Genomic DNA, 26,352 nt, shown 5'->3' on the forward strand with positions numbered 1-26,352 from the left:
ATGGCAGGTGCGACGGAGCACGTGGTGTATGTGGTCGATGATGACCAGGGCATGCTCGATTCAACGGTCTGGTTACTTGAGTCGGTCGGGCTCAAGGCATTGCCGTTTACCAGCGGCGTCGAGTTTCTCAATGCCTGTGATGCAACGCTCTATGCTTGTGTGCTGCTCGATGTGCGCATGCCCGGCATGGGAGGGTTGAACGTGCAGGAAGAAATGCGCGCCCGTGAGTTGAACCTGCCGATCATTTTCGTCAGCGGGCACGCCGATGTACCTATCGTGGTTCGCGCGTTCAAGGCCGGCGCCCATGACTTCATCGAGAAACCCTACAACGAGCAATTGTTGCTCGACAGCGTGCAACAGGCGCTCAGCAAATGCGCAGCGAGCCGCACGGATAACCGCGGCCACGAAGCCTTGCAGGCACGGCTGCTGACACTTACCCCGCGCGAGCGCGATGTGTTGCTGCCGCTGGTGCAGGGTTACACCACCCGTGAAATCGCCGAGCAATTGGGCGTCAGCGCCAAAACCGTCGATCTGTATCGCTCGCGGGTGATGAAGCGCATGCAGGCTAATACCTTGCCGGACCTGGTGGGCATGGCCATTGCGGCGGGGATGGTCGATCCACTGAATTTACGCTGATCTCTCACGTCGGTAATTGTGCGTCTATGCTGGGCTAATCGACCCCATTCCTGTGCAGTGAATCTGCAAGGAGGCAGCATGTTGCCCGCGCCGATTTCCGAAAAAGCCCTTTCTCATACTTTGCTCGATGTCCTGATTCGTGCCGGGCTGATCACCGTCCTGGTGCTGTTTTGCTTCAACATCTTCAGTCCGTTCCGCGACCTGTTGCTGTGGTCGGTGATCCTGGCGATCACCCTTTACCCCCTGCAAGAACGACTCAAGGGGCCGTTGGGGCAGAAAGAGGGACGAATCGCGACCCTGATCATCCTGTTTTCCATCGTCATCCTGATGGTGCCGGTCTATCTGCTGGGCATCTCGATTGCCGACTCGGTCACGCAGGCCGTGGCACTGGTAAAAGGCGGCGGCTTCCAGATTCCACCGCCCAGCGAATCGGTCGCCAGTTGGCCAGTCGTGGGCAAGAGGGTTTCGGCGCTCTGGCTACAGGCCTCGACCAATCTCCCCGAGCTGACGGCAACGTACCTCCCGCAGATAAAACAGGTAAGCCTGGGCCTGCTGAGTAAGCTGGCCGGCGTCGGCATGGGGTTTCTCACCTTCATTTTCGCCTTGATCATCGCCGGTATCTTCATGGCCTACGGCGAAAGCGGCAGGCGCAGCGCGGTGCAGATCGCCTCGCGCATCAGCGGCCCGGACCGGGGGCCGTCAATCGCCGACCTGTGCACCGCCACGATCCGTGCGGTCGCGTTGGGGGTGGTCGGCATCGCCTTCATCCAGATGCTGCTGGTCGGCCTGGGTTTTGTCGTCAAAGGGGTTCCCGGCGCTGGTTTGCTGGCTATCGCGGTCCTGCTGCTGGGCATCATGCAGCTGCCGGCAACGCTGGTCACCATTCCGGTGATTGTCTATGTGTTTGCCAATGAGGGGGCCACCACCGCCGTCATCGTGTTCTCCATCTATGTGTTCGTTGCCGGCCTGGTAGATAACGTACTCAAACCTTTGTTGCTGGGGCGCGGTGTCAACGTACCGATGCCGGTGGTGCTGATCGGCGCGCTGGGTGGCATGGTCACCAGCGGCATCATCGGGCTGTTCATCGGGCCGGTGGTCCTTGCGGTCGGCTATCAATTATTCTGGCAATGGGTACGTGACCCATCGCAGGAAGGTGGAAGGCCGCCGCCCGTTTGAGGGGGCCATGGGCATTGACCGCGAGCATGACCGCCGAGGCCAACTTGCCCAGTGAGTCGAGCGCGTGCTCTGTTGATGGCGGGGACCGGAGGAGGCGTTTTGAAACCATTTCTGCCCAGGCCCAGCGCCTCGACGATGAACATGTTGCGCGAAGGCTGCCTGCAACGCCGCGAGGCTGTGCCGCAAGCGCTGACGGAACACGCCGTCATCCCAGGTATCCCGAATGCGCGTTACTGGCTGGATCGGGACCTGTCGACGTTCATCGCGGACGCGACCCTGGCCAACGATCGCGAGGCCCAGGCGCACGCCGACGAAGAACTGCCCGACGACACGTTGCCGCGGGGCTATTACCTGGCCATTTCAGGGGGCGGCGACGCCGGCACCTTCGCCGCAGGCATCATTGCCGGATGGACCCTGCATGGATCGCGACCGACGTTCAAGGTCGTCACCGGGATCAGCGCAGGCGCACTGGTTGCCCCGTTCGCTTACCTGGGGCCTGAGTACGACGAGATCATTCTGGGGATCTGCAGCGCAATCGGCCCCAAAGACGTTTTCCATGCGCGAAGTGTGCTGACCCGCCTGACCAGCGATGGCATCGCGGACAGCAAACCCCTGGCGCGACTGATTGCCAAATACATCACCGCCGAGGTGCTGGCAGCCATCGCTGCGCAGTACGCCAAAGGCCGGCTACTGATGATCGGGACCACCGACCTCGATGCCGGGCGGCCCGTTACCTGGAACATGGGCGCCATTGCCGCCAGCGGAGCGCCGGGAGCGCTCGACCTGTTTCGCAACATCATGGTCGCCTCGATGAGCATTCCCGGTGCCGTCTCACCGGTCATGATCGATGTGGAAGTGGACGGAAAACCGTTTCAGGAGATGCACGTCGATGGTGGCGTGCTCACGCAGGTGTTCCTTTACCCGCCGGGCACGGTGATGGCGCTGAACAGCGTGAGCGGCGCGCGTATCCGCCGCGACCGGCATTTCTATGTCATTCGCAACGGCAAGCTGGAACCGCAATGGGCCGGCACCAAGCGCCGTACCTTGAGCATCGGCGGCCGCGCCATCAGCACCTTGATCCAGACCCAGGGGATCAGTGACCTCGATCGGATTTACCGCATCGCCCAGCAGGACGGGGCGGACTTCAATCTGGCGTACATCGGCGCCGATTTCCTTCATCCGCGCAATCAGAAATTCGACGGCGCATACATGAAGCGTCTGTTCGATTACGCCTTCGAACTCAGTGCGAAAGGTTATCCGTGGCATAAATCGCCGAACAGGTGAGTTGTCTGAATGAAATTTATGCTGTAGTTTTTCATGAAATTATAAAAAGATAATTTCATGAGGCTTGTATGTTTCAGCAGTCCACGCAGCATGTCGCCAGCTATTACGCCCACAGTTGCGCTGATCGCCTGACCACCCGACCTGCACTGAGCGGCGAACAAGACACCGAGATCGTGATCATCGGCGCCGGCTTCAGCGGCTTGCACACCGCGCTGCGCCTGGCTTTGGCCGGCAAGCGCGTGACACTGCTGGAAGCCAGCCGCGTGGCGTGGGCAGCCTCGGGACGCAATGGTGGTCAGGCCATTCTCGGCTGGTCGTGTGACATGCCGCCGCTGGAAGCAGCGCTGGGCTACGAACGCGCGCGACGGTTGTGGGATGGCATGCGCTGGGCAGCGCAGGAGCTGCGTGAATTACCGGCTCGCCATGGTTTCGACTGCGACTACCGGGCCGGGCATTTGTGGACTTCGGTCATGCCCCGTCGCGTCGGTCTGCTCACCGAGTGGCAGCGCGAAGCCAGCCACAAATGGGGCCACCATGACTTGCGGTTCATCAGCCGTGAGCAGTTACCGCAATGGGTCGCCAGCGAGCGTTATCAGGCTGGCCTTTATGACCCTGAGGGCGGGCATCTCAACCCGTTGAAACTGGCACTCGGCCTGGCCGCCGCGATAGAGCAGGCCGGCGGGCGCATCCATGAACAAAGCAAGGCATTGAGTTATCAAGAGGAGGGCGGTCGGTTCCGGGTCAACACCGAGCGCGGATCGATCCGTGCGGATGTGCTGGTGCTGGCCTGCAATGCCTACCTAGATCGGCTCGATCCGAAACTGGCCAGTTGCGTGTTGCCGGTGGGGACGTATCAAGTCGCCACGACGCCGCTGACCGCCGAGCAGGCCAGCTTACTGCTGCCGAGCAACGTCTGTGTCACCGATAACCAATTCGTCCTCGACTATTTCCGTCGCACCCCGGACAACCGCCTGCTGTTTGGCGGAGGCTGTACGTATCTGGGCGGACTGCCCAAGGACATTGCCGGCGCCACGCGGCCGTTTCTGGAGCGGGTATTCCCGCAACTCAAAGGCGTGAAGCTTGAGTTCGCCTGGGGCGGGCACATTGACCTGACGCTCAAACGCACACCGGACATCGGGCGCCACGGTGATCGCTACTGGCTTCAGGGCTACTCAGGACATGGCGTGCTGCCGACACTGGCCGCCGCCCGCGCCGTGGCTGACGCCATTCTTGGTCAGCCGGATGAACTGGCGTTGTATCAAGGCTTGAGCAACGCCAGCTTTCCCGGCGGTAAATACCTGGCGGCACCGCTGGAAGCCATCGGCAAGGCGTGGTATCGACTGCGCGACAGCATCTGATGAATCACTTGGCGGAATGGCAGGCATGAACAAGCAAGAAGAAATCGCCGCGCTGGCGATCCTTATCCACGATCTGCGCAAGCACAAGAAATACACCCTGAAGGACCTGGCCGACAAAATCGGCCGCTCCGTCGGCTTTCTCTCACAGGTCGAGCGCGGCTTGTCTCGGCCCACCGTTGCCGACCTGACCGCGATCAGCGAAACCCTGGGCGTGCCGACGACTTATTTCTACAGCCTGCCCAAACCCAAGGAGCTGCCATGGGTCACCCGCCCGGACGAGCGCCGCACGTTGTACTACGCCAATGGCATTACCGACATTCTGGTGTCGCCGAAGATGCGGGCCTCGTTTTCCATGCTCGAAAGTCATCTCGAGGCTGGCGCCAGCAGTGGCGACCGGCACTTGAGTGACAGCTCGGAGCAGGGCGGTTACGTGCTCGAGGGCGAGTTGACGCTGTGGCTGGGCGATGACGACCCGGTCACCTTGTTCGCCGGCGACAGCTTTCAGTTCGACAGTCACACCCGTTGCCGTTACGGCAACCTGACCGGGCATCTCACGCGAGTGCTCTGGGTCTATACCTGATAACCACAATAGGACCAACCATGATGGACGCTGATCTGCTGGCCGAAGTGCGTGCCTTTCGCCAACGCCACCCTGACGTACGTTACGTCGACCTGATTTCCCTGGACATACCGGGGCACTTTTACGGCAAGCGCTACCCCGTGGAAATGCTCGAAAAGGTCGCCGCCGGCAGCGCCCTGAAGTTGCCGCAAAACTGCGTATTGCTGGGTGTGCAAGGCGGATTGTTCAAGATCGGCGATTACTGCTTCAACGACGGTGACCCGGACGCGCTGCGCCGGCTGGTGCCGGGCACACTGAAGCCGGTGACCTGGGAAGCGCAGCCGTTGGGGCAGATGCTGATCACCTCCGACGGCACCGAGAAACCGATCGTGTTCGAACCTCGCCAAGTACTGGCGCAGGTGCTCGACAGGCTCGCGGCAAAAGGCATTCATCCGGTGGTGGCGTTCGAGCTGGAGTTCTATCTGTTCGATAAAAATCTGCGCGACGGGCTGCCGCAGTTTCCTCGGGATGGCCTGACGGACGATGCCGATGATCAACCCAACATGCACATCGAGCGCCTGTCACGCTTTGCGCCGGTCCTCGATGACATGGTCGCCGCGTCGCAGGCGCAAGGCATCGACACCACGGTGATCACCGCCGAACTCGGCCCGGGGCAGTTCGAGATCAATTTCGGTCACCTCGATGATGGCTTGCGTGCGGCCGACTGGGCGGCGTTGTTCTGTCGTAGCAGCCGAGGCGTGGCCCTGAAACACGGCTACCGCGCCAGCTTCATGGCCAAGCCTTACTTGCAGCACCCAGGCAGCGGCATGCACGTGCACGTCAGTCTGTACGACGCGGCAGGCAACAACATCCTGGCGGCAAACCAACAGCGATCACTGCGCCATGCCGTGGCGGGCTGCCTGGAACTGCTGCCGCATTGCATGCCGATCTTCGCGCCGAACCAGAACGCTTATCGCCGCCTGGGCGGCACGACGAACATCGCCACGCGGGCGAGTTGGGGTTTTGAGGATCGCGACGCGTGCCTGCGCATTCCTGAGTCGGATGCGAAAAACCTGCGCATCGAACATCGCCTGGCCGGTGCCGACGCCAACCCGTACCTGGTGCTGGCGGCGATTCTGGTGGGACTTGAACATGGCCTGGAATCAGGCAACGAGCCCATCGCGCCGCTCAACGAAAACCGCAGCAGTGGGGTCGACTTCCCGCTGGAAATGCTCGAAGCGGTGCGCGCCATGCAGCATCAACCGCAACTGCGGGAAGGACTGGGCGCGGAGTTCGTCGATGTGTATTGCGAGAACAAGCGTCAGGATCATCTGGCGTTCATGCAGGAAATCAGTGCCCGGGAGTATCGCTGGTATCTGTAGGCCAGGCGGGGGAAATGCACTTTTATAAAGCCCGGGCCTTTCGGCATGCACTAAGCCAAGGCACAAAGCGCTGCGCACCGCAGGATGTGAGCACCGGTTCAAGCCGCTGGACCCGGATAATCCGGGTTTGGCACAAACGCTGCATTACATCGATCAAGGCCCACCGTGAATGCAGTCGGGGGCAGCTCCCTCGGTCAACGACGATCGATCCGTGAGCAACATCGGTGAGTCAGGCATAGACGTCTGGTTTCAACACCGCAAAAGAACAGGCAAAGACGCCTGGAACCGTAAGGTTTCAGGCGTTTTTTTTTGCTTTTTGAATCGTGATGGGCTTTAGCCGGGTGCTTCTTATGAATACCAATGTGGCCGCGTTGAACAAGCAGCAAACGCTGATCGTGATCGGCAATGGCATGGTCGGACATCATTGTGTCGAGCAGCTGATCGAGCGCGGCGCCCTTGATCACTATCGACTGCACGTCTTCAGCGAGGAGCCGATGCGCGCCTATGACCGCGTGCACCTTTCCGAGTATTTCACCGGACGTGATGCCGAGTCCCTGGCCCTCAGTGATGCCGCGCTGTACCAGACCCCGGGCGTGACCCTGCATTTGGGCGTGCCGGTGCTGGAAATCGACCGAGTCCGACGTCAGGTGATCACTGCGCAAGGTTGTGTTGCCTACGACACATTGGTCCTGGCCACCGGCTCTTACCCGTTCGTGCCGCCGATTGAAGGCGCCGAGGGTGATTCGCGCCTGGTGTATCGCACCCTCGAAGACCTCGATGCCATCCGTGCCGCTGCGACCAACGCCAGACGCGGCGTGGTGGTCGGCGGTGGCTTGCTCGGTCTGGAAGCCGCCAATGCCCTGAAAAGCCTGGGCTTGGAAGCGCATGTGGTGGAATTCGCCCCGCGCCTGATGCCGGTGCAACTGGACGAGCAGGGTGGCCGTGCGCTCAAGGCGCAGATCGAGCGGCTCGGCGTCGGTGTGCATTTGTCCCGTGGCACCCAATCGATCAGCGCCGGTGAGGACTACCGCTACCGGATGAATTTCGCCAATGACGAGTTCCTCGAAACCGACCTGATCGTGTTCTCCGCCGGCATCCGCGCCCAGGACGCGCTGGCCCGCCAATGTTCGCTGGAAGTCGGGCCGCGCGGCGGCATCGTGATAGACGACCACTGCCAGAGTAGCGACCCGCACATCTACGCCATCGGCGAGTGCGCTGCTTGGAATGGCACTGTCTTTGGCCTGGTCGCGCCCGGTTACCAGATGGCCCGCGCGGTGGCCGCGCAGTTGTGCAATGAATCCACCGAGCCGTTCGTGGGCGCGGACATGTCGACCAAGCTCAAGCTGCTGGGCGTCGATGTCGGCTCCATCGGCGACGCTCACGGCAACACACCGGGCTCGCGCAGTTATCAGTTCATCGACGAAACCAGCGCCAGCTACCGCCGGCTGGTGGTGGACGCCAGCGGCAAACACGTGCTCGGCGCGGTGCTGGTCGGTGACAACAGCTATTACGACACGCTGCTGCAATACATGCAGAACGCCATCGCGCTGCCGGCCGAACCGGCCAGCCTGATTCTACCGTCGTCCACAGGCGCACCGACCCTGGGCCCGGGCGCGTTGCCCGAGTCGGCCACGGTGTGTTCCTGCCACAACGTCACCAAGGGTTCCATCTGCTCGGCCATCGACAGCGGTTGTACCGACCTCGGCCTGCTCAAGGCGCAAACCAAGGCCTGCACCGGGTGTGGCGGTTGCGCCGGGCTGCTCAAGCAAGTGTTCGAGCATGAGTTGATTGCCCGTGGCGTCAGCGTCGACAAGAGCCTGTGCGAACACTTTGCCTACACCCGCCAGGAACTCTATGCGCTGGTGCGGGTGGAAGGGGTGATCACCTTCGAAGAACTGTTGGCCAAACATGGCCGTGGCCACACCGGTTGCGACGTTTGCAAACCGGCAGTGGGCTCGATTCTGGCCTCGTGCTGGAACCAGCCGATCATGGACGCCTCCCTGGTGCCGTTGCAGGACACCAACGATACTTTCATGGCCAACATGCAGAAAAACGGCACCTATTCGGTGGTGCCTCGCATCCCCGGTGGCGAAATTACCGCTGACAAGTTGATCGCCATTGGCGTGGTCGCGAAGAAATACGACCTCTACACCAAGATCACCGGCGGCCAGCGCATCGACCTGTTCGGCGCGCAATTGCACGAGTTGCCGGACATCTGGGCCGAGCTGATTGAAGCCGGTTTCGAAACCGGGCATGCCTATGGCAAATCGACCCGCACCGTGAAGTCGTGCGTGGGCAGCACCTGGTGCCGTTACGGCGTACAGGACAGCGTCAAGATGGCCTTGGCCATCGAGGATCGCTACAAGGGTTTGCGCTCTCCGCACAAGCTCAAGTTCGCGGTGTCCGGTTGCACCCGCGAGTGCGCCGAAGCCCAGAGCAAAGACGTCGGCGTCATCGCCACCGAGAAAGGCTGGAACCTGTACATCGCCGGCAACGGCGGCATGCGCCCACGCCACGCCGAGCTGTTCGCCACCGACCTGGACGATGAAACCCTGATCCGTTACATCGACCGTTTCCTGATGTTCTACATCCGCACCGCCGACAAATTGCAGCGCACCTCGGTGTGGCGCGAAAGCCTGGAAGGCGGCCTCGATTACCTCAAGGACGTGATCATCAACGACAGCCTTGGGCTGGGCGAAGAGCTCGAATCGCAGATGCAGTTGGTGGTCAATCGCTATGAATGCGAATGGGCCAACGCCCTCAAGGACCCGGAAAAACTCAAGCGCTTCCGCACCTTCGTCAACGATAAACGGCCGGACCCGGACATCCACTTTGTCCAGGAACGCGGTCAACGCCGCCCGATCATGGCGGCCGAACTCAACCTTATCCCTGTCATTGAGGAAACCGTCTGATGAGCCAGTCCACAGCACAACGTTTAGCGTCGCTGGAAAGTGCCGAGGTTTGGCAATCCGTGTGCGAGCACCGGGATCTGGTCAGTCACTCCGGTGTGGTTGTTTGGCTCGACGGGGCGCAGGTGGCACTGTTCTACCTGCCGGGCGCTGAGGGGCGGACTCTTTACGCCATTGACAACCATGATCCGCAATCCGGTGCGAACGTCATCGGTCGCGGGCTGGTGGGCAATATCAAGGGCGAGATGGTTGTCGCATCGCCGATCTACAAGCAGCATTTCCGTTTGGAGGACGGCAGCTGCCTGGAGTATCCGCAACAGCGTTTGCGTGTCTGGCCGGTGCGGTTGAATGGTAGCTTGGTGGAAGTTGGGGTTGCCTGAGGTAATGCTGTTCACTTAAGAATGTTTTGGGATGGGGGCATATCCGTTTCTGCGGTCATGGCGGCTATTGGTTCCGCCCTGACGGCGGGTTACTTGGAGAAGCCTGCGCGGCCCGACGCCAAGTAACCAAGCGCTTGCGCCCCTGACGTACGGTGCCTCGCCTAGGCTCGGCATTCCCTCACTCCGGTCCTGCTCCGTGGGCCCGCCGCCATCGGCCATCCATGGCCGGGGGCGGCTAACCCGGCATCCATGCCGGGTTGCCCACTACGCAGAACCTGCGTTCGGCCTTCCGATGGGGCAGATCAAGATCAAGATCAAAAGCGCAAGGCGAGCTAACGCTCGACCTGATGAGTGGTGAGAAGCAAAAGCTCTGCGCCGGCCTGCTCTGCTTTATGTGGGAGTGAGCCTGCTCGCGATGCTGTTGCTATTGCTATTGCTGTGTTGATCGTTCCCATGCTCCGCGTGGGAATGCCGCCGGGGACGCTCTGCGTTCCGCTGCCGACACCAGGCTAGAGTCTTGCGCAAGGTGACGCGGAGCGTCACGGGATGCATTCCCACGCAGAGCGTGGGAACGATCAGGGTCAGGATCACCACGCGCAAGCGTTGAAGAACCAGGTCGGCCCGTAGGCCGCCTCGCTTTGCTTTGGCACTGCACGCCCCCTCGTGAGGCCGAGCGCAGGTTCTGCGCAGTGGGCACCGCGGCAGGGATGCCGCGGTAGCCGCCCCCGGCCACGGATGGCCGATGGCGGCGGGCCCACGGAGCAGGACCGGAGCGAGGGCATGCCGAGCCTTAGCGAGGCACCGAACGTCAGGGGCAAAAGCGCTTGGTTACTTGGCGCTCTTCCAAGTGACCCGCTGTAAAAGCGGAACCAATAGCCGCCGTTACCGCAAAAACGGATATGTACCCAACCCAAACCCCAATAGCGTCAGCCTGAAAGCAGCCCCCCTTTGTCATGAAATGAAAAGTCATTGTCGTCTGATGAGAAGCGATTCATAAGCCCGCGGCCTACAGTCCAATCAACGCAAATCGGCGCATTACGCCAATAAAAATGCAGATTGGAGAATAAAAGGCATGGCCAAAGCCGTACGCTTCTACGAAACAGGTGGTCCCGAAGTCCTGCGTTATGAAGACATCGAGGTCGGCGACCCAGGCCCGGGCCAGGTTCGTCTCCGGCAAGTGGCTGTCGGACTCAACTACGCCGACACCTACTTCCGCAATGGCACCTACCCGATCCCGCTGGCAAACGGCATGGGCGTCGAAGCCTCCGGTGTGGTCCAGGCGGTCGGCGAAGGCGTGACCCAGTTTGAAGTCGGCGATCGCGTCACCTATACCGGATTCCTCAACACCCTGGGCGCCTACAGCACCGAGCGCCTGATCCCAGCCTCGGCATTGATCAAATTGCCCGAAACCATCAGTTTCGAAACCGCCGCCGCCATGACCATGCGCGGGCTGACCTCGGCCTATCTGATGCGACGCATTCACGCCTTCAAGGCCGGCGACACGGTCCTGCTGCACGCCGCCGCCGGGGGCGTCGGCCTGATCGTTTCGCAGTGGGCCAAACTACTGGGGCTGACGGTCATTGGCACGGTGTCCACCCAAGCCAAAGCTGAAATCGCCAAGGCGCATGGCTGTGACCACGTCATCAACTACAGCCACGAGGACGTTGCCGGACGCGTTCGCGAACTGACTGACGGTGTCGGCGTCAACGTGGTGTTCGACAGCGTTGGCAAGAACACCTTCATGGGCTCGCTCGATTCGCTCAAACGCCGGGGCCTGATGGTCTGCGTCGGCACCGCCTCCGGCCCGATCCCGCCTTTCGACCCGGTCCTGCTGGCCATGAAAGGCTCGCTGTTTCTGACGCGTCCGGCGCTGGCCGACTACATCGCCGATCCTGCGGAAAAAGCAGCCTTGGCAGGTGAGCTGTTCGACCACGTCGGCAACGGTCGAATCAAGATCGAGATCAACCAGCATTACGCCTTGCAGGATGCCGTACAGGCGCACCGTGATCTGGAATCACGCAAGACCACCGGCTCGTCGATTTTCGTCATTTAAGGGAGCCTGCTGCCATGAAAGTCGAACAACTGACCAGCAACATTGGCGCGGAACTGATTGGCGTCAACCTTGCCGACGCCATCCATGACGACGGTCTTTTTGCCGAGATCCGCGCCCAGTTGCTGACGCACCGGGTGGTGTTCTTGCGCGATCAGGACATCAGCCGTGCCGAGCACGTGGCATTCGCCCGTCGCTTCGGCGAACTGGAGGACCATCCGGTGGCCGGCAGTGACCCGGATCATCCGGGGCTGGTGCAGATCTATAAAAAGCCCGACCAACCGATGGACCGCTACGAAAACGCCTGGCACACCGACGCCACCTGGCGCGACGCGCCGCCCATGGGCTGTGTGCTGCGTTGCGTGGAATGCCCGCCGGTGGGAGGCGACACCATGTGGGCGAATATGGTCGAGGCCTACGCGCAGTTACCTGACGAGGTGAAGACAAAAATTGCCGACCTGCGTGCCCGGCACAGCATCGAGGCCAGTTTCGGCGCGGCCATGCCGATCGAAAAACGCCTGGCGCTCAAGGCCCTTTATCCGGATGCCGAACACCCGGTGGTGCGCACCCACCCGGAAACCGGCGAGAAGGTGCTGTTCGTCAACGCCTTCACCACCCATTTCAGCAACTACCACACGCCCGACAGGGTGCGTTTCGGCCAGGACGCCAACCCCGGCGCCAGCGAGCTGCTGCGCTACCTGATCAGCCAGGCGTACATCCCCGAGTATCAAGTGCGCTGGCGCTGGAAGCCCAACAGCATTGCCATCTGGGACAACCGCAGCACGCAACATTACGCCGTCATGGATTACCCGCCGTGCCATCGCAAGATGGAACGCGCCGGGATCATCGGCGACAAGACTTACTGATCGACCGTCACTGCATTCGCACTCATCACTGCGCCCACCGGGCCCGATTCCGGCTGGGCGGACAATCATAAAAACAGGAGTAACTCATGCAATTCTTCGACGATTCCCTGCACCCGGAAAACATGGAAAAGGTGGTCATCACCGTGGCCCCGTACGGCCCGGAATGGATGCCCGAAGACTTTCCCGAAGACATCCCGCTGACCATGGATGAGCAAGTGCAGAAGGCGGTCGATTGCTACGAGGCGGGCGCCACCGTGTTGCACCTGCACGTCCGTGAACTGGATGGCAAAGGCTCCAAGCGCCTGTCCAAATTCAACGAGCTGATCGCCGGTGTGCGTGAAGCCGTGCCGGACATGATCATTCAGGTCGGTGGCTCGATTTCCTTCGCTCCGGAAAGCGACGGCGAAGCGGCCAAATGGTTGTCCGACGATACCCGCCACATGCTGGCGGAGCTGACGCCCAAGCCGGATCAGGTCACGGTGGCGATCAACACCACCCAAATGAACATCATGGAATTGCTGTACCCGGAATACCTGGAAGGCACGTCCCTGGCCAACCCGGCCTATCAGGCGGCCTACAGCGAGATGACCGTGCCGGCCGGCCCGGCCTGGGTTGCCGAGCACCTCAAGCGCCTGATGGATAACGGCATTCAGCCGCACTTCCAGCTGACCGGCATGCACGCCATGGAGACCCTTGAGCGCCTGGTGCGCAAAGGTGTCTACATGGGCCCGCTGAACCTGACCTGGATCGGCATCGGCGGTGGTTTCGATGGTCCCAACCCGTTCAACTTCTTCAACTTCATTCATCGGGCGCCGGATGGCTGCACGCTGACCGCCGAATCGCTGCTAAAGAACGTGCTGCCGTTCAACACCATGGCCCTGGCCATGGGGCTGCACCCGCGTGTGGGCATTGAAGACACTATTATTGATCACAAGGGCAAGCGCTTCAGCTCGGTGCAGCAAATCGAACAAACCGTGCGCATCGCCCATGAACTGGGGCGCGAGATCGCCACCGGCAAAGAAGCCCGTGAGATTTACCGCATCGGCGTGCAGTACCCGAGCATCGAAGCAACCCTGTTGGCCAATGGCATGGCCCCCAACCGCAAGGCTGGGCAAAAAGGTGTTCCGCAACGCGGTTGACCGGCAGCAAAGGCGGGGGGCGATGGCCTCCCGTCCATTGCATTGCACAACGCTCGATAACAACAAAAACAACGTTTCGAGGAGGCTTCATGGCCTTTCACCCAATCGCCGCAGACGATGATGACGTTGCTGTCAGCGTTGCGCGGCCATACGCCTGGATCGTCTTCGCCCTGACGTTCGGCCTGTTGATTTCCGATTACATGTCGCGCCAGGTACTGAACGCGGTGTTCCCGATGCTCAAGGGCGAGTGGGCCCTGAGCGACGGCCAGCTCGGCTTGCTCAGCGGCATCGTAGCGTTGATGGTCGGGCTGCTGACGTTTCCGCTGTCGTTGATGGCTGATCGCTTCGGTCGGGTCAGAAGCCTGGCGCTGATGGCGCTGCTGTGGAGCCTGGCCACACTGGGCTGTGCGTTGGCGCAGGACTACCCGCAGATGTTCATTGCCCGTTTCATGGTGGGCGTCGGCGAGGCTGCGTATGGCAGCGTTGGCATCGCGGTGGTGATTTCGGTCTTTCCCAAACACATGCGCGCAACGTTGAGCAGTGCGTTCATGGCGGGTGGCATGTTTGGATCGGTCCTGGGCATGGCCCTGGGCGGTGCAATAGCGGCCAAGCTGGGCTGGCGCTGGTCGTTTGCCGGCATGTCGCTGTTCGGTCTGCTGCTGGCGGTGCTTTACCCGATCATCGTCAAAGAAGCGCGCATCGCGCCGCAGCGTGCGACCAACGCGATCAATCAGGCCTCGGCCAAGATCAAACACCCGTTGCGCACATTGTTTTCCAGCCGCTCGGTGATCGCCACGTATGTTGGCAGCGGCTTGCAGTTATTCGTCGGCGGCACGGTGATTGTGTGGATGCCCAGTTACCTGAACCGTTACTACGACATGGGCACGGACAAAGCCGGAGGCATGGCGGCAATCATCGTGCTGTGCAGCGGGGTGGGGATGATCCTGTGCGGCATGCTCAGTGACCGCCTGTGTCGCCATTCCCCGGAGCGCAAGGTGGGCCTGGCCATCGCTTATTGCCTGGGCAGTTGCATGCTGTTGTCGGTGGCGTTCGCGCTGCCGCCTGGCCTCGTGCAATTGTCGCTGATCTGTCTGGGCATGTTGATTGCTGCAGGCACTACCGGTCCCGCCGGGGCAATGGTTGCCAACCTGACCCATTACTCGGTCCACGGCACGGCGTTCGCGACCTTGACCCTGGCCAACAACATGCTGGGGCTGGCGCCGGGGCCGTTCATCACCGGTCGCGTGTCCGATGTGATCGGTCTGCACGCCGCTTTCCAAATGGTGCCTCTCGTCAGTGTGCTGGCGGCGGGCGTGTTCTTTTATGCCATGTGCCATTACCACAAAGACATCGCTCGTTTGAGGGATGAGCGCGTCAATGACGTGCCCGGTACAGCGGCGTGCGAGGTGAAGTTGTGAGTCGTCGTTTACAGATTGATGTGTTTTTCGATTTGATCTGCCCCTGGTGCCTGATCGGCAAGCGCCAACTGGAGCATGCGCAGGTACAGTTTCGCAATCGCCATCCGGATGTGCAGATCACCACCGCGTGGCATGGGGTGCAGTTACTGCCCCAGTTGCCGGTAGAGGGTGAGCCCTTCGCTGACTTCTATCGCAAACGTCTGGGTAATGCCCAGGCCGTAACCACGCGTCAGGCTCAGGTACAGCAGGCCGCCCGTGAAGTTGGGCTGACTATCGACCTCGGCCGCATCACGACGATGCCAAACACCGCTGATGCTCATCGTTTGTTCGAGCGAGCCAGTGCGCTGGGCAATGCCATTCAGCGTGAAATGTTGCTCGAACGGCTGTTTGCCGCCTATTTCCGCAAAGGCGAAAACCTCGGTTGCCGTGAAACGTTGCTCGCCATTGCCCGTTCGTGCGGTATCGATACGGACAGGGTGCTCGAGTGCCTGAAGGGTGACGGCACGCCCTTCGACGGATCCCCCGGCGCCACCAGTGGCGTGCCGGGCTTTCAGTTCGACGGACGCGTGACCGTGGTTGGTGCACAACCCGCTCAGGTGCTGCTCGGGGCCATGAACGAAGCGCTCAAGGAACGTGATCGCGAGCGGCAACCGGCATGATCAGGCGTATTCCCGTTCCTGCCGGCAAACACCCGCAGGTCGGCGCCCGTGCGCTGTTCGAATTCGAAGAAAAAAGTCTGGCGTTGTTCAACGTCGACGGGCAGTTGTTCGCCATCGACGACAGTTGCCCGCACCAGGGCGCCTCGCTCTGTGGCGGGCGCCTCGATGGACGACTGATTCAGTGCTGCGCCCATGGATTGCGCTTTGATCTGGCCAGCGGCTACTTGCTCAATTCCAACACACTCAAGGTCGCCAACTACCCGGTCGAGGTGGTCGACGGCCAGGTCTTTATCGTCATCGCTCCCGAGGAGTCCGCGCCATGAGCGCCATTGCTCTCACCCGAATCCACAGCCGAACACGCGAGTTGGCACCAGGCTTCATCGTCAGCCTGATCGTCGCGGCGGCCGCTTCCTTTTTGTCCGAGCATTACGGTGCGCCAGTGATGCTGTTCGCCTTGTTGCTGGGCATGGCGCTCAACTTCCTGGCGGCGGATGGCGCGTGCAAGGCCGGCATTGAATTCACTGCCCGTAGCGTATTGCGCATTGGCGTGGCGCTGTTGGGCATGCGCATTACCCTGGAGCAAATGGTGGCGCTGGGCTGGAAGCCAGTGGCACTGGTGGTGATTCTGGTGGTCGTGACCATTGGCGTCTCGGTGATCGCGGCCAAGGCGCTGGGGTTTCAGCGTCTGTTCGGCATGCTCACTGGCGGCGCCACGGCGATTTGCGGCGCTTCAGCGGCGTTGGCGCTGGCCGCTGCGTTGCCCAATCATCCGCAGAAAGAGCGGGCCACGCTGTTCACCGTGATTGGGGTGTCGGCGCTCTCGACCCTGGCAATGATTGTCTATCCGATGATTGCCAACTGGCTGTCGTTGTCGCCTCAAGTGGCCGGCGTGTTCCTCGGGGCGACCATCCACGATGTCGCACAGGTCGTGGGCGCCGGCTACAGCATGTCCACCGAAACGGGCGATACGGCGACGGTGGTCAAGTTGATGCGCGTGGCCATGTTGCTGCCGGTGATTGTCAGCGCCGCCATGATCACCCGCCTGCAAGGCGCCGACCCCACAGGCAAACGGCCGCCGCTGTTGCCGTGGTTCGCGGTCGGTTTTCTGCTACTGGCCTGTATCAACAGCACAGGCTGGATCGCCCCGGTGGTGCAGGGTTCGGTCAATGAACTGTCGCGCTGGTGCCTGGTGGTTTCCATCAGTGCCTTGGGCATGAAAACCCGGCTCAAGGAGCTTGCTTCCGTGGGCATCAAACCCATTCTGTTGATGGTGGGGGAGACCGTGTTCCTGGTTGTCCTGGTGCTGCTGTTGCTGCGTTGGGGGATGTAACACAGCCCATCGTCGGAACAGACCTTGTAGGAGCTGTCGAGTGAAACGAGGCTGCGATCTGTTGATCTTGTTTTTAAAGAAGCAAAGTCAAAAGATCGCAGCCTCGTTTCACTCGACAGCTCCTACAGGTGTTCAGCGTTTGGTGGGGTCGGTTTTTTGCGTGCTGCGCCAGGTGGCCGGCGGCATGCCGAACTGGGAGATGAACCAGCGGGTGAAGGAGCTCGCCATGGAATAGCCGAGCATGTCGGCGATGCGGCCCAGCGAGTAATTCGGGTTCTCCAGGTAACGCAGCACCAGGTCACGGCGCACTTCGTTGATCAAATCGTTGAAAGCGCAGCCATCGTCTTTCAGGCGGCGTTGCAGGGTGCGCACGTTCATGCCCTGGGTCTGGGCGATCTGTTCGATGGTGGCGCGGCCCATGGGCAGCAGCAGGTAAATGGCCTTGCGCACTTCGAACAGGATCGACGGCCCTTCGTGGTTCTGCAGCGAATCGAGATAGCGCTGGGCGTAACGCGCCATGGCCGGGTCGGCATGCGGATTGGTCATGTCGAGGCTGGCATCGGGACAGACAATGCCATTGAACTCGCTGCCGAACTCCAGGTTGCAGCCGAACAGGCGGCGATGCAGTTGCAGGTTGTCGGGAGGCTGGTGCGTGAAGTTGACGCTGTAAGGGTGCCAGTGCGCGCCGAGCAGGGCGGCGCAAAGCCGGAACATCACGCCGATCGCCAGTTCGTTTGCCTGGCGACAGGGCATTGGCGACTCGGTCACCACTTCCTCGCGAATGATCACCATCTTGCCGGCTTCCTCAACGAAGATCGCCAGCGAGTCGTTCATCAGGTGCCGGTAATGCACCAGCACCTGCAACGCATCACGCAGCGTGCGCTGATGGGTGAGCAACAGACTGACGACGCCAAAATCCGAAAGCTGGCGCGACTCGGCCATGCTCAGGCCGAAGGTCTGACAGCCAGTGGCGGCGGCCGAATCCTCCAGCAGACGTACGGCCGAATCGATCGGGATACGTTGCTCGGGGGCTTGCAGTCGGGCCTTGCTCAGGCCGACGTTCGCCAATAAATCGTGCGGGTTGAGCCCCAGGTAGTGGGCCACTTCCAGGTAGTTGGTCAAGACGGCGGCGCGAACAAGCTTTGGCATGCAAAGGTCTTTCCTGGCGTGGTCCCGGTGGAAATCAGCGGGGCGACTATAGCCAGCACACCACGAAATGAAAAGTTTTTGAAGCCGCCTTTTTGCCTTCCCCACGACCGTCAATCCGGGGGCGTTTCGCTGTCATCAAAAGAAAAGTCGCTGTCGTCAAATGAAAAGCGCGCGGGTGGCGGGCTCTTTAATGTCGGACCAACAAAAAGATTCTGGCGAAACAGCCAGTCGAGTCATCGTGAAGGCGAAGGTGTTGAAGTGGACAAACTGCAAACTGCCGCAACCGTTCTGATCGTACCGGGTCTGCGCGACCATGTTGCCGAGCACTGGCAAACGCTGCTGGAGGCCCGGCTGAGCAATGTACGCAGCGTCCCGCCACTGGAAACCGACAAGCTCGACTGCGCGGCCCGGGTCCGGGCGATCCAGCATGAACTTGCGCAGATCGACGGGCCGGTGATTCTCGTCGCCCACAGCGCCGGTGTGTTGATGGTCGCGCATTGGGCTGCTCTGCATGGCACGGCTCGGCACAGCGCTCCAATCAAAGGCGCGCTGCTGGCCGCGCCACCTGATCTCGATGCCACCTGGCCGTCGGGTTATCCATCCCCTGAAACCCTGCGAACCCATGGCTGGGCTCCACTGCCTGCCGGCGCGCTGCCTTTTCCCAGCATCGTCGCGGCCAGCAGCAATGATCACCTGGCCAGCCTCGAAGCCGTTACCTGCATGGCCCGCAACTGGGGCAGCGAAGTGGTCAATCTCGGCGAGGTCGGCCACCTCAATCCTGCATCGGGTTTCGGCCATTGGCCGCAAGCCGAGGCACTCATTCTGGAACTGGATCGTTAGTCAGGCACCTGGCCGGTCGGCACACGTCCGGCAATTGCTCTAACGCGTGAACACAACGCAAGCCCTTTCACCTGGGCCTGTGCAAGGAAAGCTGCGCTTAAAAACAAGTACAACATGGCGGAGACACCGTAATGCATAACAATAAGAGTCACGGCCACACACTTCCTTCACGTCGCAGTCTGCTGACGCTAGCAATTCTGGCGGCATCGATGCCAGTCGCCCACGCCGTCGAGCTGGACACCGGCAATCCCGACTGGGCCGTGCGTTTTGATAACACCGTCAAGTACAACTACGGGGTGCGCACCGAGAACGCCGACAAGCGCATGCTCGGGACGCCGAACAACAATGACGGTGACTACAACTTTCGCAGGGCCGGCACCAACATCACCAACCGGGTCGACCTGCTGACCGAGATGGACGTGGTCTACAAGGACCACATGGGCGCTCGCGTCAGTGCCGCCAGCTGGTACGACAAGGCCTATGAGAACACCGGTTCCAATTCCAACCCGTTCGTCAACGGCAATGGCGACACCTCCGGGCTGGTCGCCAATGACCCGCGCCTGGCGGCGGTGACTGGCGACAATGTCGGCAATGGCAGCCCGCATCTAAGCCACTACGCCCAGCGCTACTACAACGGTCCTTCCGGGGAAATCCTCGATGCCTTCGTGTTCTACAGCACCGAAGTAGGGGAGGAGTCACTGTTCAGCGTCAAGGCCGGGCAACACAACGTGTTCTGGGGGGAGACCATCCTCAACCCGGTGCATTCGATCAGCTACGGCCAGTCCGGCCTGGACCTGGCCAAGCTGGCAGCGTCCCCCGGCACCGAGGCCAAGGAGCTGTTCGTCCCGCGCAACCAGGTGTCGATGACCTTCACCATCAACCCAGAGTTGACCGTCGGGGCCCAGTATTTCCTTGATTGGGACGCTGCACGCCTGCCGGAGGCAGGTACTTATTACGGCGGTTCCGACCTCGTGGGCTTCGGCGCGCAGTCGTTCCTGCTCGGCAACACCAACTCGATCACCCCTGGCAGCCCCTTGGGGTGTGGCCTGGCGCCCTGCAACGCGCTGACCAACGTGCGCCGTGGCGATGACCTGACCCCGCGCAATTCAGGCGATTGGGGCGTCATGGCCAAGTGGTCGCCCGCCTGGCTGGACGGCACGCTTGGTGTCTACTACCGCCAGACCTCGGACATCTTGCCGCAAGCCTGGCTCGACGCCCGTGGGCTGACCTCGGCCAACCCCAACGGCACGCGGCCGGCGGGCCAGGTGCCAGCGGTGGTCAACACCCTGAACTCGTTGAGCACCGCCACTTATCAATTGGCTTATTCGGACAAGATCGACATCTTCGGCTTGAGCCTGTCCAAGGACATCGGCGGCGTCAGCGTCGGCAGCGACCTGAACATCCGCCACAACATGCCATTGGCCAGTATCCCGGCGATCGTCAGCAGCAACAGCCCACTGGGACTCGGTCAAGGCCTTGGCTTGCTGCCACCGCGCACGGCGGCCACCGGCGTCATCTACGACACCCCGCACGATGGCGACAGCATGAGCGCCACCGGCGAAACCTTGCACTGGACGCTCAACGGCCTGATGACCTTGCCCAAGACGCCGGTGTTCGACTCGGCCGTCCTGCTCGGTGAGCTGTATTACAGCAACCTGCTCAAGCTCGATGACAAGAACGCCGCGCTCTACAAGGGCAAGAGCACTTACCGCGGTGTCGATGCGCCGACCCGCGACAACTGGGGCATCGCGGTCAACTTCACGCCGACCTGGTACCAGGTGTTTCCCGGCGTCGACATGAGCATGCCGATGTCCGTCAACGTCGGCCTCGACGGTGTTTCTCCGGTCTCGGGCGGTGGCGCGAAAGACACCGGCAACTATGCGTTGGGCGTCGGTGCGGCGATCTACAACAAGTACTTCGTCGACCTCAAGTACGTCGACTCTTTCGGCAAGGCTGACAAGTGCAACGTCAGCGGCAACAGCACCGGCGCGGCCAACGCCGGCAGTGGCGACGGCTCCACGCCGAACGCCTTCAGCGGTAACGAAAACTATGCGTGCTTCGCCGGTGGCTATTCAGCCTTCTCCGGTGGCGGTGCGACCACCGAAGACCGTGGCGCCCTGTACCTGACGCTGAAAACCACCTTCTGATTCACCCAATGCTTAAACACTAAGCAGGAGATTGATCCCATGAAATTCGTGCAAACTCTGCTCGCCGCTTCATTGGCCCTGGCCGTTGCCGCTCAAGTTCAAGCCGCCGTGTCGGCGCAGGACGCGGCCAAGCTCGGGAGCAGCCTGACCCTGATCGGCGCTGAAAAAGCCGCCAACGCCGACGGTTCAATTCCCGCCTACGCTGGCGGACTGACCACGGCTCCGGCCAGCTTCAAAGCGGGCGACAGCATGCGCCCGGACCCTTTTGCCAGTGAAAAACCGCTGCTGGTCATCAATGGCAAAAACGTTGATCAGTACAAGAACCTGCTCAGCGCTACCACGGTAGAACTGGCCAAGCGTTTCCCCAGCTACCGCGTCGATGTCTATCCGACCCATCGCACCGTGGCTTTGCCGCAACCGGTATTGGACAACAGCCTGAAGAACGCCAATGGCGCCAAATCCCTTGAAGGCGGATTGGCCATCGACAACGTCTTGCCCGGCGTGCCGTTTCCGATTCCGCAATCGGGCAGCGAGGCGATGTGGAATTTCCTGCTGCGTTACCAGGGCGTCAACATCAACTCCAAGTACGATTCCTGGAACGTTGACTCGGCCGGCGTGCCAAGCCTGGCCACCACGGGGCAGGCGTTCATCACCTACCCGATCTACGAAAACATGGCGCAGCCCATCAGCAGCGCCGATGTGTACTACCAGATGAAGCTGTATTACACCGGTCCCGCGCGCCGGGCCGGCGAGTCGATCATGCTCAAGGACGCCGCCAACCCGCTGGCGCAGCCACGCCGCGCCTGGCAATACTTGCCGGGCCAGCGTCGCGTCAAACTGGCGCCGAACCTGGCCTACGACACGCCAAATCCGGGAACCGCCGGTGCGGGCACTTACGATGATGTGTTCGTGTTCAACGGCGCACTGGATCGCTACGACTGGAAGCTGGTCGGCAAGCAAGAAATGATCGTGCCGTACAACACCTACAAACTGACCTACGCCCAGGATCCGAAAAGCCTGACCACCCCCAATCACCTGTCGCCGGACTTCGTGCGTTGGGAGAAACACCGCGTGTGGGTAGTGGAGGGCAACCTCAAGCCGGGTGCGCGCCACGTCTACCAGAAACGTCGCTTCTACCTCGATGAAGACAGCTGGGCCGCGCTGGCCTCCGACCAATATGACGCCCGTGGTCAGCTCTACCGTGGTTCCTTCGCGTTCCTCAGCCAGAGCTATGACAAGCAGGTGCCGGACTCCACGCCGTTCATGATCTACGACCTGGTCGGCGGCTCCTACAACATCAACGGTGTGGTGGGCCCGTACGGCGGCATCCGTTACATCGACTCCCTGTCCAAGGCGCAATGGTCGCCGGAGTCCCTGGCGGGGGCCGGCATTCGCTAAAGCGCCGTGTTTCAACGCCGGGTTGCACACGATGTGCTCCCGGCGCAGCTTTTTCATGAGGACGCCGTATGTGTTCGTACAAAAAGTACCGGCAGTTGGCGCTGGGCATGGCCCTTGCCCTGTTGCACGGCTTCACCCAGGCAGCCAGCTACATCGACGTGCTGGACTTGCCGGCCAAGACCAGCGCCCTGGCAGTGCGCAGTCCGTTGCTGGGCGTGGCTCGCGCCGGGGCACGTCTGGTTGCTGTCGGACAGCGTGGCCACATTCTCTATTCCGATGATGGCGGCAAAGACTGGCAGCAGGCTGCCGTGCCGGTCAGTGCCGACCTGAATGCCGTGAGTTTTCCCACGGCGGCGCAAGGTTGGGCGGTCGGCAATGACGGTGTGGTGTTGCACACCAGTGATGCCGGCCAGACATGGAACAAACAACTGGACGGTCGCCAGATCGGCGCCTTGCTGGTCAAACACTACGGTGCGTTGGCCAGTGCCGAACCGGCCAATGAACAATGGGCCACCCGCGTCGAGGAAGGCCAGCGACTGATCGAAGAGGGCGCCGATAAGCCGCTGCTCGACGTGTGGTTCGCCAATGAAAAAACCGGTTACGTGGTGGGTGCATTCAACCTGATTCTGCGCACCGACGATGGCGGCCAGCACTGGACACCCTTCCAGGACCGCACCGATAACCCGCAAAGCCTGCACCTCAATGCCATCGCGTCCACCGGCGATGCGCTTTACATCGTTGGCGAACAAGGCCTGCTGCTCAAATGGAATGAATCCGCGCAGCGTTTCGTGGCGCTTGAATCGCCTTATCAGGGCAGTTTTTTCGGGGTGATCGGCAAGCCTGGCGAAGTGTTGGTCTACGGCCTGCGCGGGCATGTGTTCCGCAGCGTCGACGGTGGCGCGAACTGGGCCGCGCTCAACACCGGCCTGCAAGTCAGCATCACCGCTGCCACGGTGGACGCCAAGGGTCGCTACCTGCTGTTTAGCCAGGCAGGACAAATGCTGGTCGATGCAGGCGATTCGCGACTGACGTCAATACCTCAGCAAAATCCGGCCCCGTCAGCCGGCGCCATCAGCACCCCCGACGGCACGCTGGTGTTGGTCGGCAGCCGTGGTGCCCGGGCACTGAACGTCAAATAAGAACTGGATTCATTAGAGCGAGTACCCTGACATGGGCAACCTCAAGCAAGACACCATGCCGGTGATCCGCCACATGCGTGACTTCGATCGGCGCTCGGGCAACCGGCTGGAGCGCTGGGTCTTCAATTACCGTCCGCTGTTCATGCTGTGCATGACCCTGGTCACGCTGCTGTTGGGCTATATGGCGGCCACCCGCCTGGAGCTGCGCCCCAGCTTCGAGAAGATGATTCCGCAGAGCCAGCCCTACATCCAGAATTTTCTGGAGAACCGCAAATCGTTGCGCGGCCTGGGTAGTTCGGTACGGGTGGTGGTGGAAAACACCCAGGGCGATATTTTCGACCCCGATTACCTGACCGTGCTCAAACAGGTCAACGACGACTTGTTTCTCTCCGAAGGCGTTGACCGGACCTGGATGAAGTCGTTGTGGAGCCCGGCGGTGCGCTGGAACGAGGTGACCGAGGAGGGCTTCCAGGGTGGCCCGGTGATGCCCGACGCGTACCACGGCTCGCCCGAAGACATCGACCAGTTGCGCCAGAATATCAATCGCGCCGGCATCGTCGGCAGCCTGGTGGCCAGCGATTTCAAATCGAGCATGTTGATTGTGCCGTTGCTGGACAAGGCTTCGGCCACCGGTCAAGGCATCGATTACTACGCCTTCGCGCAGCGGCTCGAAACGCAACTGCGCGACAAGATCGAGTTTGCCGGTGACAGCCAGGCACGCAAGGCCGGGGAGGAGGGCAAGGGCAAGTACAAGGTCCGTGTGATCGGTTTCGCCAAGCTGATCGGCGACCTGATCGATGGCCTGATCCAGGTGATGATGTTTTTCGGCCTGGCAGTGGTCACCTCGTTCGTCATCATTTACCTCTACACCCGTTGCCTGCGCAGCACGCTGCTGGTGATTGTCTGTTCGCTGACTGCAGTGGTCTGGCAACTGGGCATCGTCGCCTGGCTGGGGTATGCCATCGATCCGTATTCGGTGCTGGTGCCGTTCCTGATCTTCGCGATCGGTGTGTCCCACGCGGCACAAAAAATGAACGGCATTATGCAGGACATCGCCCGTGGCACCCATAAACTGGTGGCGGCGCGGTACACCTTCCGGCGTCTGTTTATTGCAGGTGTCACTGCCTTGCTGGCGGATGCGGTGGGCTTTGCGGTGTTGATGCTGATCGACATTCCGGTGATCCAGGACCTGGCGATCACCGCCAGCATCGGCGTCGCCGTATTGATCTTCACCTCATTGTTGCTGATGCCGGTGGCGCTGTCGTACATCGGCGTCGGGGCGAAAGCAGCTGAACGGGCGCTGAAGATCGACAACCGCGCGGCGCAGAGCCGAGGCTTCGGCAAGCTCTGGGATTTGCTCGACCGCTTCACCACGCGTAAGTGGGCCACGGGCATCGTGGTCGGGGCCGTGGCGTTGGGCATCGCGGGCTTCATGGTCAGCCAGCACCTGCAAATCGGTGACCTCGACAGTGGCGCCCCGGAGCTGCGCGCGGACTCGCGTTACAACCGTGATAACGCCTACATCACCAGCCACTATGCGCTGTCCAGCGACCTGTTCGCGGTGATGATCAAGACGCCGCCCGAAGGCTGCCTCAACTACCAGACCCTGATCCTCGCCGACCGTCTGGCCTGGGAACTGCAGCAGTATCCTGGGGTGCAAGCGACTTCATCGCTGGTCAATGCCGTGCGCCAGATCACCGCCGGTTCGTTCGAAGGCAACCCCAAGCTCAACAGCATCCAGCGCAATCAGAACGTGCTGAACTACGCGGCACAACAGGCCTCGGTCAACGCGCCGGAGCTGTTCAACACCGACTGTTCGGTGATGCCGGTCATTGCCTTTCTCAAGGACCACAAAGCCCAGACGCTGGACGCCGTGGTGGCCATCGCGGACAAGTTCGCCAAGGACAACAGCACGGCCGATCGCCAGTTTCTGCTGGCCGCTGGCACCGCCGGCATTGAAGCCGCCACCAACATCGTGGTGCGTGAAGCCAACCACACGATGCTGCTTTACGTGTACGCGGCGGTGACGCTGTTTTGCCTGATTACCTTCCGCAGCTGGCGTGCCACGCTGGTGGCGCTGCTGCCGCTGGTGCTGACCTCGATCCTGTGCGAGGCGTTGATGGTGATCATGGGGATTGGCGTGAAGGTGGCGACGTTGCCGGTGATCGCACTGGGGGTGGGGATCGGCGTCGATTACGCCTTGTATTTGCTCAGCGTGCAATTGCACTACCAGCGCCAGGGCCTGCCATTGGCCCAGGCTTACCGCAACGCGGTGTCCTTCACCGGCCGCGTGGTGGGGCTGGTCGGCATCACCCTGGCGGCGGGCGTGGTGTGCTGGGCCTGGTCGCCGATCAAGTTCCAGGCGGACATGGGCATCCTGCTGACCTTCATGTTCCTCTGGAACATGCTCGGTGCGCTGATCCTGATCCCGGCGCTGTCGCATTTCCTGCTGCGCAACATTCTCCCCATTCCAACGATGTCCACCGAACGTACGGCGGAACTGATCGGCACTCCCTGAACCAGGGGCCACTTC

The 26,352-nt window shown here is 61.4% G+C and carries 21 protein-coding genes; 20 read left to right on the forward strand and 1 reads right to left on the reverse strand.

Annotated features, from left to right (window positions below; genetic code table 11):
• From K5K95_RS25010 to K5K95_RS25080, 15 genes are all read left to right on the forward strand, one after another.
• Positions 1–636 (forward strand): response regulator transcription factor, encoded by a 636-nt coding sequence (locus K5K95_RS25010; RefSeq protein ID WP_222586587.1) that lies wholly within the window; start codon positions 1–3, stop codon positions 634–636.
• Positions 637–714: 78 nt separating this feature from the next.
• A complete protein-coding gene (locus tag K5K95_RS25015; RefSeq protein WP_222586588.1) occupies positions 715–1,812 on the forward strand; it encodes an AI-2E family transporter in 1,098 nt (365 codons plus the stop codon).
• Between the two features lie 99 nt (positions 1,813–1,911).
• The gene (locus K5K95_RS25020; RefSeq protein ID WP_261398052.1) at positions 1,912–3,096 is read left to right on the forward strand and encodes a patatin-like phospholipase family protein; all 1,185 of its coding nucleotides are present in this window, start codon (positions 1,912–1,914) and stop codon (positions 3,094–3,096) included.
• Positions 3,097–3,164: 68 nt separating this feature from the next.
• On the forward strand, positions 3,165–4,454 hold the full coding sequence (locus K5K95_RS25025; protein ID WP_222586589.1) for an NAD(P)/FAD-dependent oxidoreductase: 1,290 nt from the start codon (positions 3,165–3,167) through the stop codon (positions 4,452–4,454).
• A gap of 25 nt (positions 4,455–4,479) precedes the next feature.
• A complete protein-coding gene (locus K5K95_RS25030; RefSeq protein WP_222586590.1) occupies positions 4,480–5,034 on the forward strand; it encodes a helix-turn-helix domain-containing protein in 555 nt (184 codons plus the stop codon).
• Positions 5,035–5,054: 20 nt separating this feature from the next.
• Positions 5,055–6,395 carry a glutamine synthetase family protein gene (locus K5K95_RS25035; protein ID WP_409999707.1) on the forward strand — a complete coding sequence of 447 codons (1,341 nt, stop codon included), beginning with the start codon at positions 5,055–5,057 and terminating at the stop codon, positions 6,393–6,395.
• Between the two features lie 350 nt (positions 6,396–6,745).
• A complete protein-coding gene (gene nirB / locus K5K95_RS25040) occupies positions 6,746–9,307 on the forward strand; it encodes a nitrite reductase large subunit NirB (RefSeq protein WP_222586591.1) in 2,562 nt (853 codons plus the stop codon).
• A complete protein-coding gene (gene nirD, locus K5K95_RS25045) occupies positions 9,307–9,684 on the forward strand; it encodes a nitrite reductase small subunit NirD (RefSeq protein WP_222586592.1) in 378 nt (125 codons plus the stop codon). The genes nirB and nirD overlap by 1 nt, the downstream gene beginning before the upstream one ends.
• A gap of 1,072 nt (positions 9,685–10,756) precedes the next feature.
• A complete protein-coding gene (locus tag K5K95_RS25050; RefSeq protein WP_222586593.1) occupies positions 10,757–11,737 on the forward strand; it encodes a quinone oxidoreductase family protein in 981 nt (326 codons plus the stop codon).
• A gap of 14 nt (positions 11,738–11,751) precedes the next feature.
• A complete protein-coding gene (locus tag K5K95_RS25055) occupies positions 11,752–12,600 on the forward strand; it encodes a TauD/TfdA dioxygenase family protein (RefSeq protein WP_222586594.1) in 849 nt (282 codons plus the stop codon).
• Positions 12,601–12,686: 86 nt separating this feature from the next.
• Positions 12,687–13,739 (forward strand): 3-keto-5-aminohexanoate cleavage protein, encoded by a 1,053-nt coding sequence (locus K5K95_RS25060; protein ID WP_222586595.1) that lies wholly within the window; start codon positions 12,687–12,689, stop codon positions 13,737–13,739.
• An 89-nt stretch (positions 13,740–13,828) separates the two neighbouring features.
• Complete coding sequence (locus K5K95_RS25065; RefSeq protein WP_222586596.1) at positions 13,829–15,157, forward strand: MFS transporter; 1,329 nt, start codon at positions 13,829–13,831, stop codon at positions 15,155–15,157.
• On the forward strand, positions 15,154–15,816 hold the full coding sequence (locus K5K95_RS25070; RefSeq protein ID WP_222586597.1) for a DsbA family oxidoreductase: 663 nt from the start codon (positions 15,154–15,156) through the stop codon (positions 15,814–15,816). Before K5K95_RS25065 ends, K5K95_RS25070 begins: the two co-directional genes overlap by 4 nt.
• Positions 15,813–16,139 carry a Rieske (2Fe-2S) protein gene (locus K5K95_RS25075; RefSeq protein WP_222586598.1) on the forward strand — a complete coding sequence of 109 codons (327 nt, stop codon included), beginning with the start codon at positions 15,813–15,815 and terminating at the stop codon, positions 16,137–16,139. The genes K5K95_RS25070 and K5K95_RS25075 overlap by 4 nt, the downstream gene beginning before the upstream one ends.
• Positions 16,136–17,146 carry a YeiH family protein gene (locus tag K5K95_RS25080; RefSeq protein ID WP_222586599.1) on the forward strand — a complete coding sequence of 337 codons (1,011 nt, stop codon included), beginning with the start codon at positions 16,136–16,138 and terminating at the stop codon, positions 17,144–17,146. The genes K5K95_RS25075 and K5K95_RS25080 overlap by 4 nt, the downstream gene beginning before the upstream one ends.
• A gap of 132 nt (positions 17,147–17,278) precedes the next feature.
• On the opposite strand, the gene K5K95_RS25085 is transcribed toward K5K95_RS25080, so the two are convergent.
• Positions 17,279–18,295, reverse strand: coding sequence for an AraC family transcriptional regulator (locus tag K5K95_RS25085; RefSeq protein WP_222586600.1), 1,017 nt, complete (start codon positions 18,293–18,295; stop codon positions 17,279–17,281).
• Between the two features lie 258 nt (positions 18,296–18,553).
• Here K5K95_RS25085 and K5K95_RS25090 point away from each other — a divergent pair, with 258 nt between their 5' ends.
• The 5 genes from K5K95_RS25090 (at position 18,554) to K5K95_RS25110 (ending at position 26,337) form a co-directional block, all read left to right on the forward strand.
• Positions 18,554–19,135: an RBBP9/YdeN family alpha/beta hydrolase gene (locus K5K95_RS25090; RefSeq protein ID WP_222586601.1), complete on the forward strand. Its 582-nt coding sequence runs from the start codon at positions 18,554–18,556 to the stop codon at positions 19,133–19,135.
• A gap of 131 nt (positions 19,136–19,266) precedes the next feature.
• Entirely contained in the window at positions 19,267–21,282 is a 2,016-nt protein-coding gene (locus K5K95_RS25095; protein WP_222586602.1) for a DUF1302 domain-containing protein, read from the forward strand.
• A 39-nt stretch (positions 21,283–21,321) separates the two neighbouring features.
• Entirely contained in the window at positions 21,322–22,680 is a 1,359-nt protein-coding gene (locus K5K95_RS25100) for a DUF1329 domain-containing protein (protein ID WP_222586603.1), read from the forward strand.
• Between the two features lie 68 nt (positions 22,681–22,748).
• Positions 22,749–23,819, forward strand: coding sequence for a WD40/YVTN/BNR-like repeat-containing protein (locus K5K95_RS25105; RefSeq protein ID WP_222586604.1), 1,071 nt, complete (start codon positions 22,749–22,751; stop codon positions 23,817–23,819).
• A gap of 31 nt (positions 23,820–23,850) precedes the next feature.
• On the forward strand, positions 23,851–26,337 hold the full coding sequence (locus tag K5K95_RS25110) for an efflux RND transporter permease subunit (protein WP_222586605.1): 2,487 nt from the start codon (positions 23,851–23,853) through the stop codon (positions 26,335–26,337).
• The last annotated feature ends 15 nt before the right edge of the window (positions 26,338–26,352 follow it).

The sequence above is a fragment of the Pseudomonas sp. DR48 genome, assembly GCF_019823085.1.
Lineage (GTDB): Bacteria > Pseudomonadota > Gammaproteobacteria > Pseudomonadales > Pseudomonadaceae > Aquipseudomonas.

Excerpts from the sequence above, each read along its gene's own strand:
- K5K95_RS25010 (WP_222586587.1), top strand. The coding sequence starts at position 1 with ATGGCAGGTGCGACGGAGCACGTGGTGTATGTGGTCGATGATGACCAG.
- K5K95_RS25015 (WP_222586588.1), top strand. The coding sequence starts at position 715 with ATGTTGCCCGCGCCGATTTCCGAAAAAGCCCTTTCTCATACTTTGCTC.
- K5K95_RS25025 (WP_222586589.1), top strand. The coding sequence starts at position 3,165 with ATGTTTCAGCAGTCCACGCAGCATGTCGCCAGCTATTACGCCCACAGT.
- K5K95_RS25030 (WP_222586590.1), top strand. The coding sequence starts at position 4,480 with ATGAACAAGCAAGAAGAAATCGCCGCGCTGGCGATCCTTATCCACGAT.
- K5K95_RS25035 (WP_409999707.1), top strand. The coding sequence starts at position 5,055 with ATGATGGACGCTGATCTGCTGGCCGAAGTGCGTGCCTTTCGCCAACGC.
- nirB (WP_222586591.1), top strand. The coding sequence starts at position 6,746 with ATGAATACCAATGTGGCCGCGTTGAACAAGCAGCAAACGCTGATCGTG.
- nirD (WP_222586592.1), top strand. The coding sequence starts at position 9,307 with ATGAGCCAGTCCACAGCACAACGTTTAGCGTCGCTGGAAAGTGCCGAG.
- K5K95_RS25050 (WP_222586593.1), top strand. The coding sequence starts at position 10,757 with ATGGCCAAAGCCGTACGCTTCTACGAAACAGGTGGTCCCGAAGTCCTG.
- K5K95_RS25055 (WP_222586594.1), top strand. The coding sequence starts at position 11,752 with ATGAAAGTCGAACAACTGACCAGCAACATTGGCGCGGAACTGATTGGC.
- K5K95_RS25060 (WP_222586595.1), top strand. The coding sequence starts at position 12,687 with ATGCAATTCTTCGACGATTCCCTGCACCCGGAAAACATGGAAAAGGTG.
- K5K95_RS25065 (WP_222586596.1), top strand. The coding sequence starts at position 13,829 with ATGGCCTTTCACCCAATCGCCGCAGACGATGATGACGTTGCTGTCAGC.
- K5K95_RS25075 (WP_222586598.1), top strand. The coding sequence starts at position 15,813 with ATGATCAGGCGTATTCCCGTTCCTGCCGGCAAACACCCGCAGGTCGGC.
- K5K95_RS25080 (WP_222586599.1), top strand. The coding sequence starts at position 16,136 with ATGAGCGCCATTGCTCTCACCCGAATCCACAGCCGAACACGCGAGTTG.
- K5K95_RS25085 (WP_222586600.1), bottom strand. The coding sequence starts at position 18,295 with ATGCCAAAGCTTGTTCGCGCCGCCGTCTTGACCAACTACCTGGAAGTG.
- K5K95_RS25095 (WP_222586602.1), top strand. The coding sequence starts at position 19,267 with ATGCATAACAATAAGAGTCACGGCCACACACTTCCTTCACGTCGCAGT.
- K5K95_RS25100 (WP_222586603.1), top strand. The coding sequence starts at position 21,322 with ATGAAATTCGTGCAAACTCTGCTCGCCGCTTCATTGGCCCTGGCCGTT.
- K5K95_RS25105 (WP_222586604.1), top strand. The coding sequence starts at position 22,749 with ATGTGTTCGTACAAAAAGTACCGGCAGTTGGCGCTGGGCATGGCCCTT.
- K5K95_RS25110 (WP_222586605.1), top strand. The coding sequence starts at position 23,851 with ATGGGCAACCTCAAGCAAGACACCATGCCGGTGATCCGCCACATGCGT.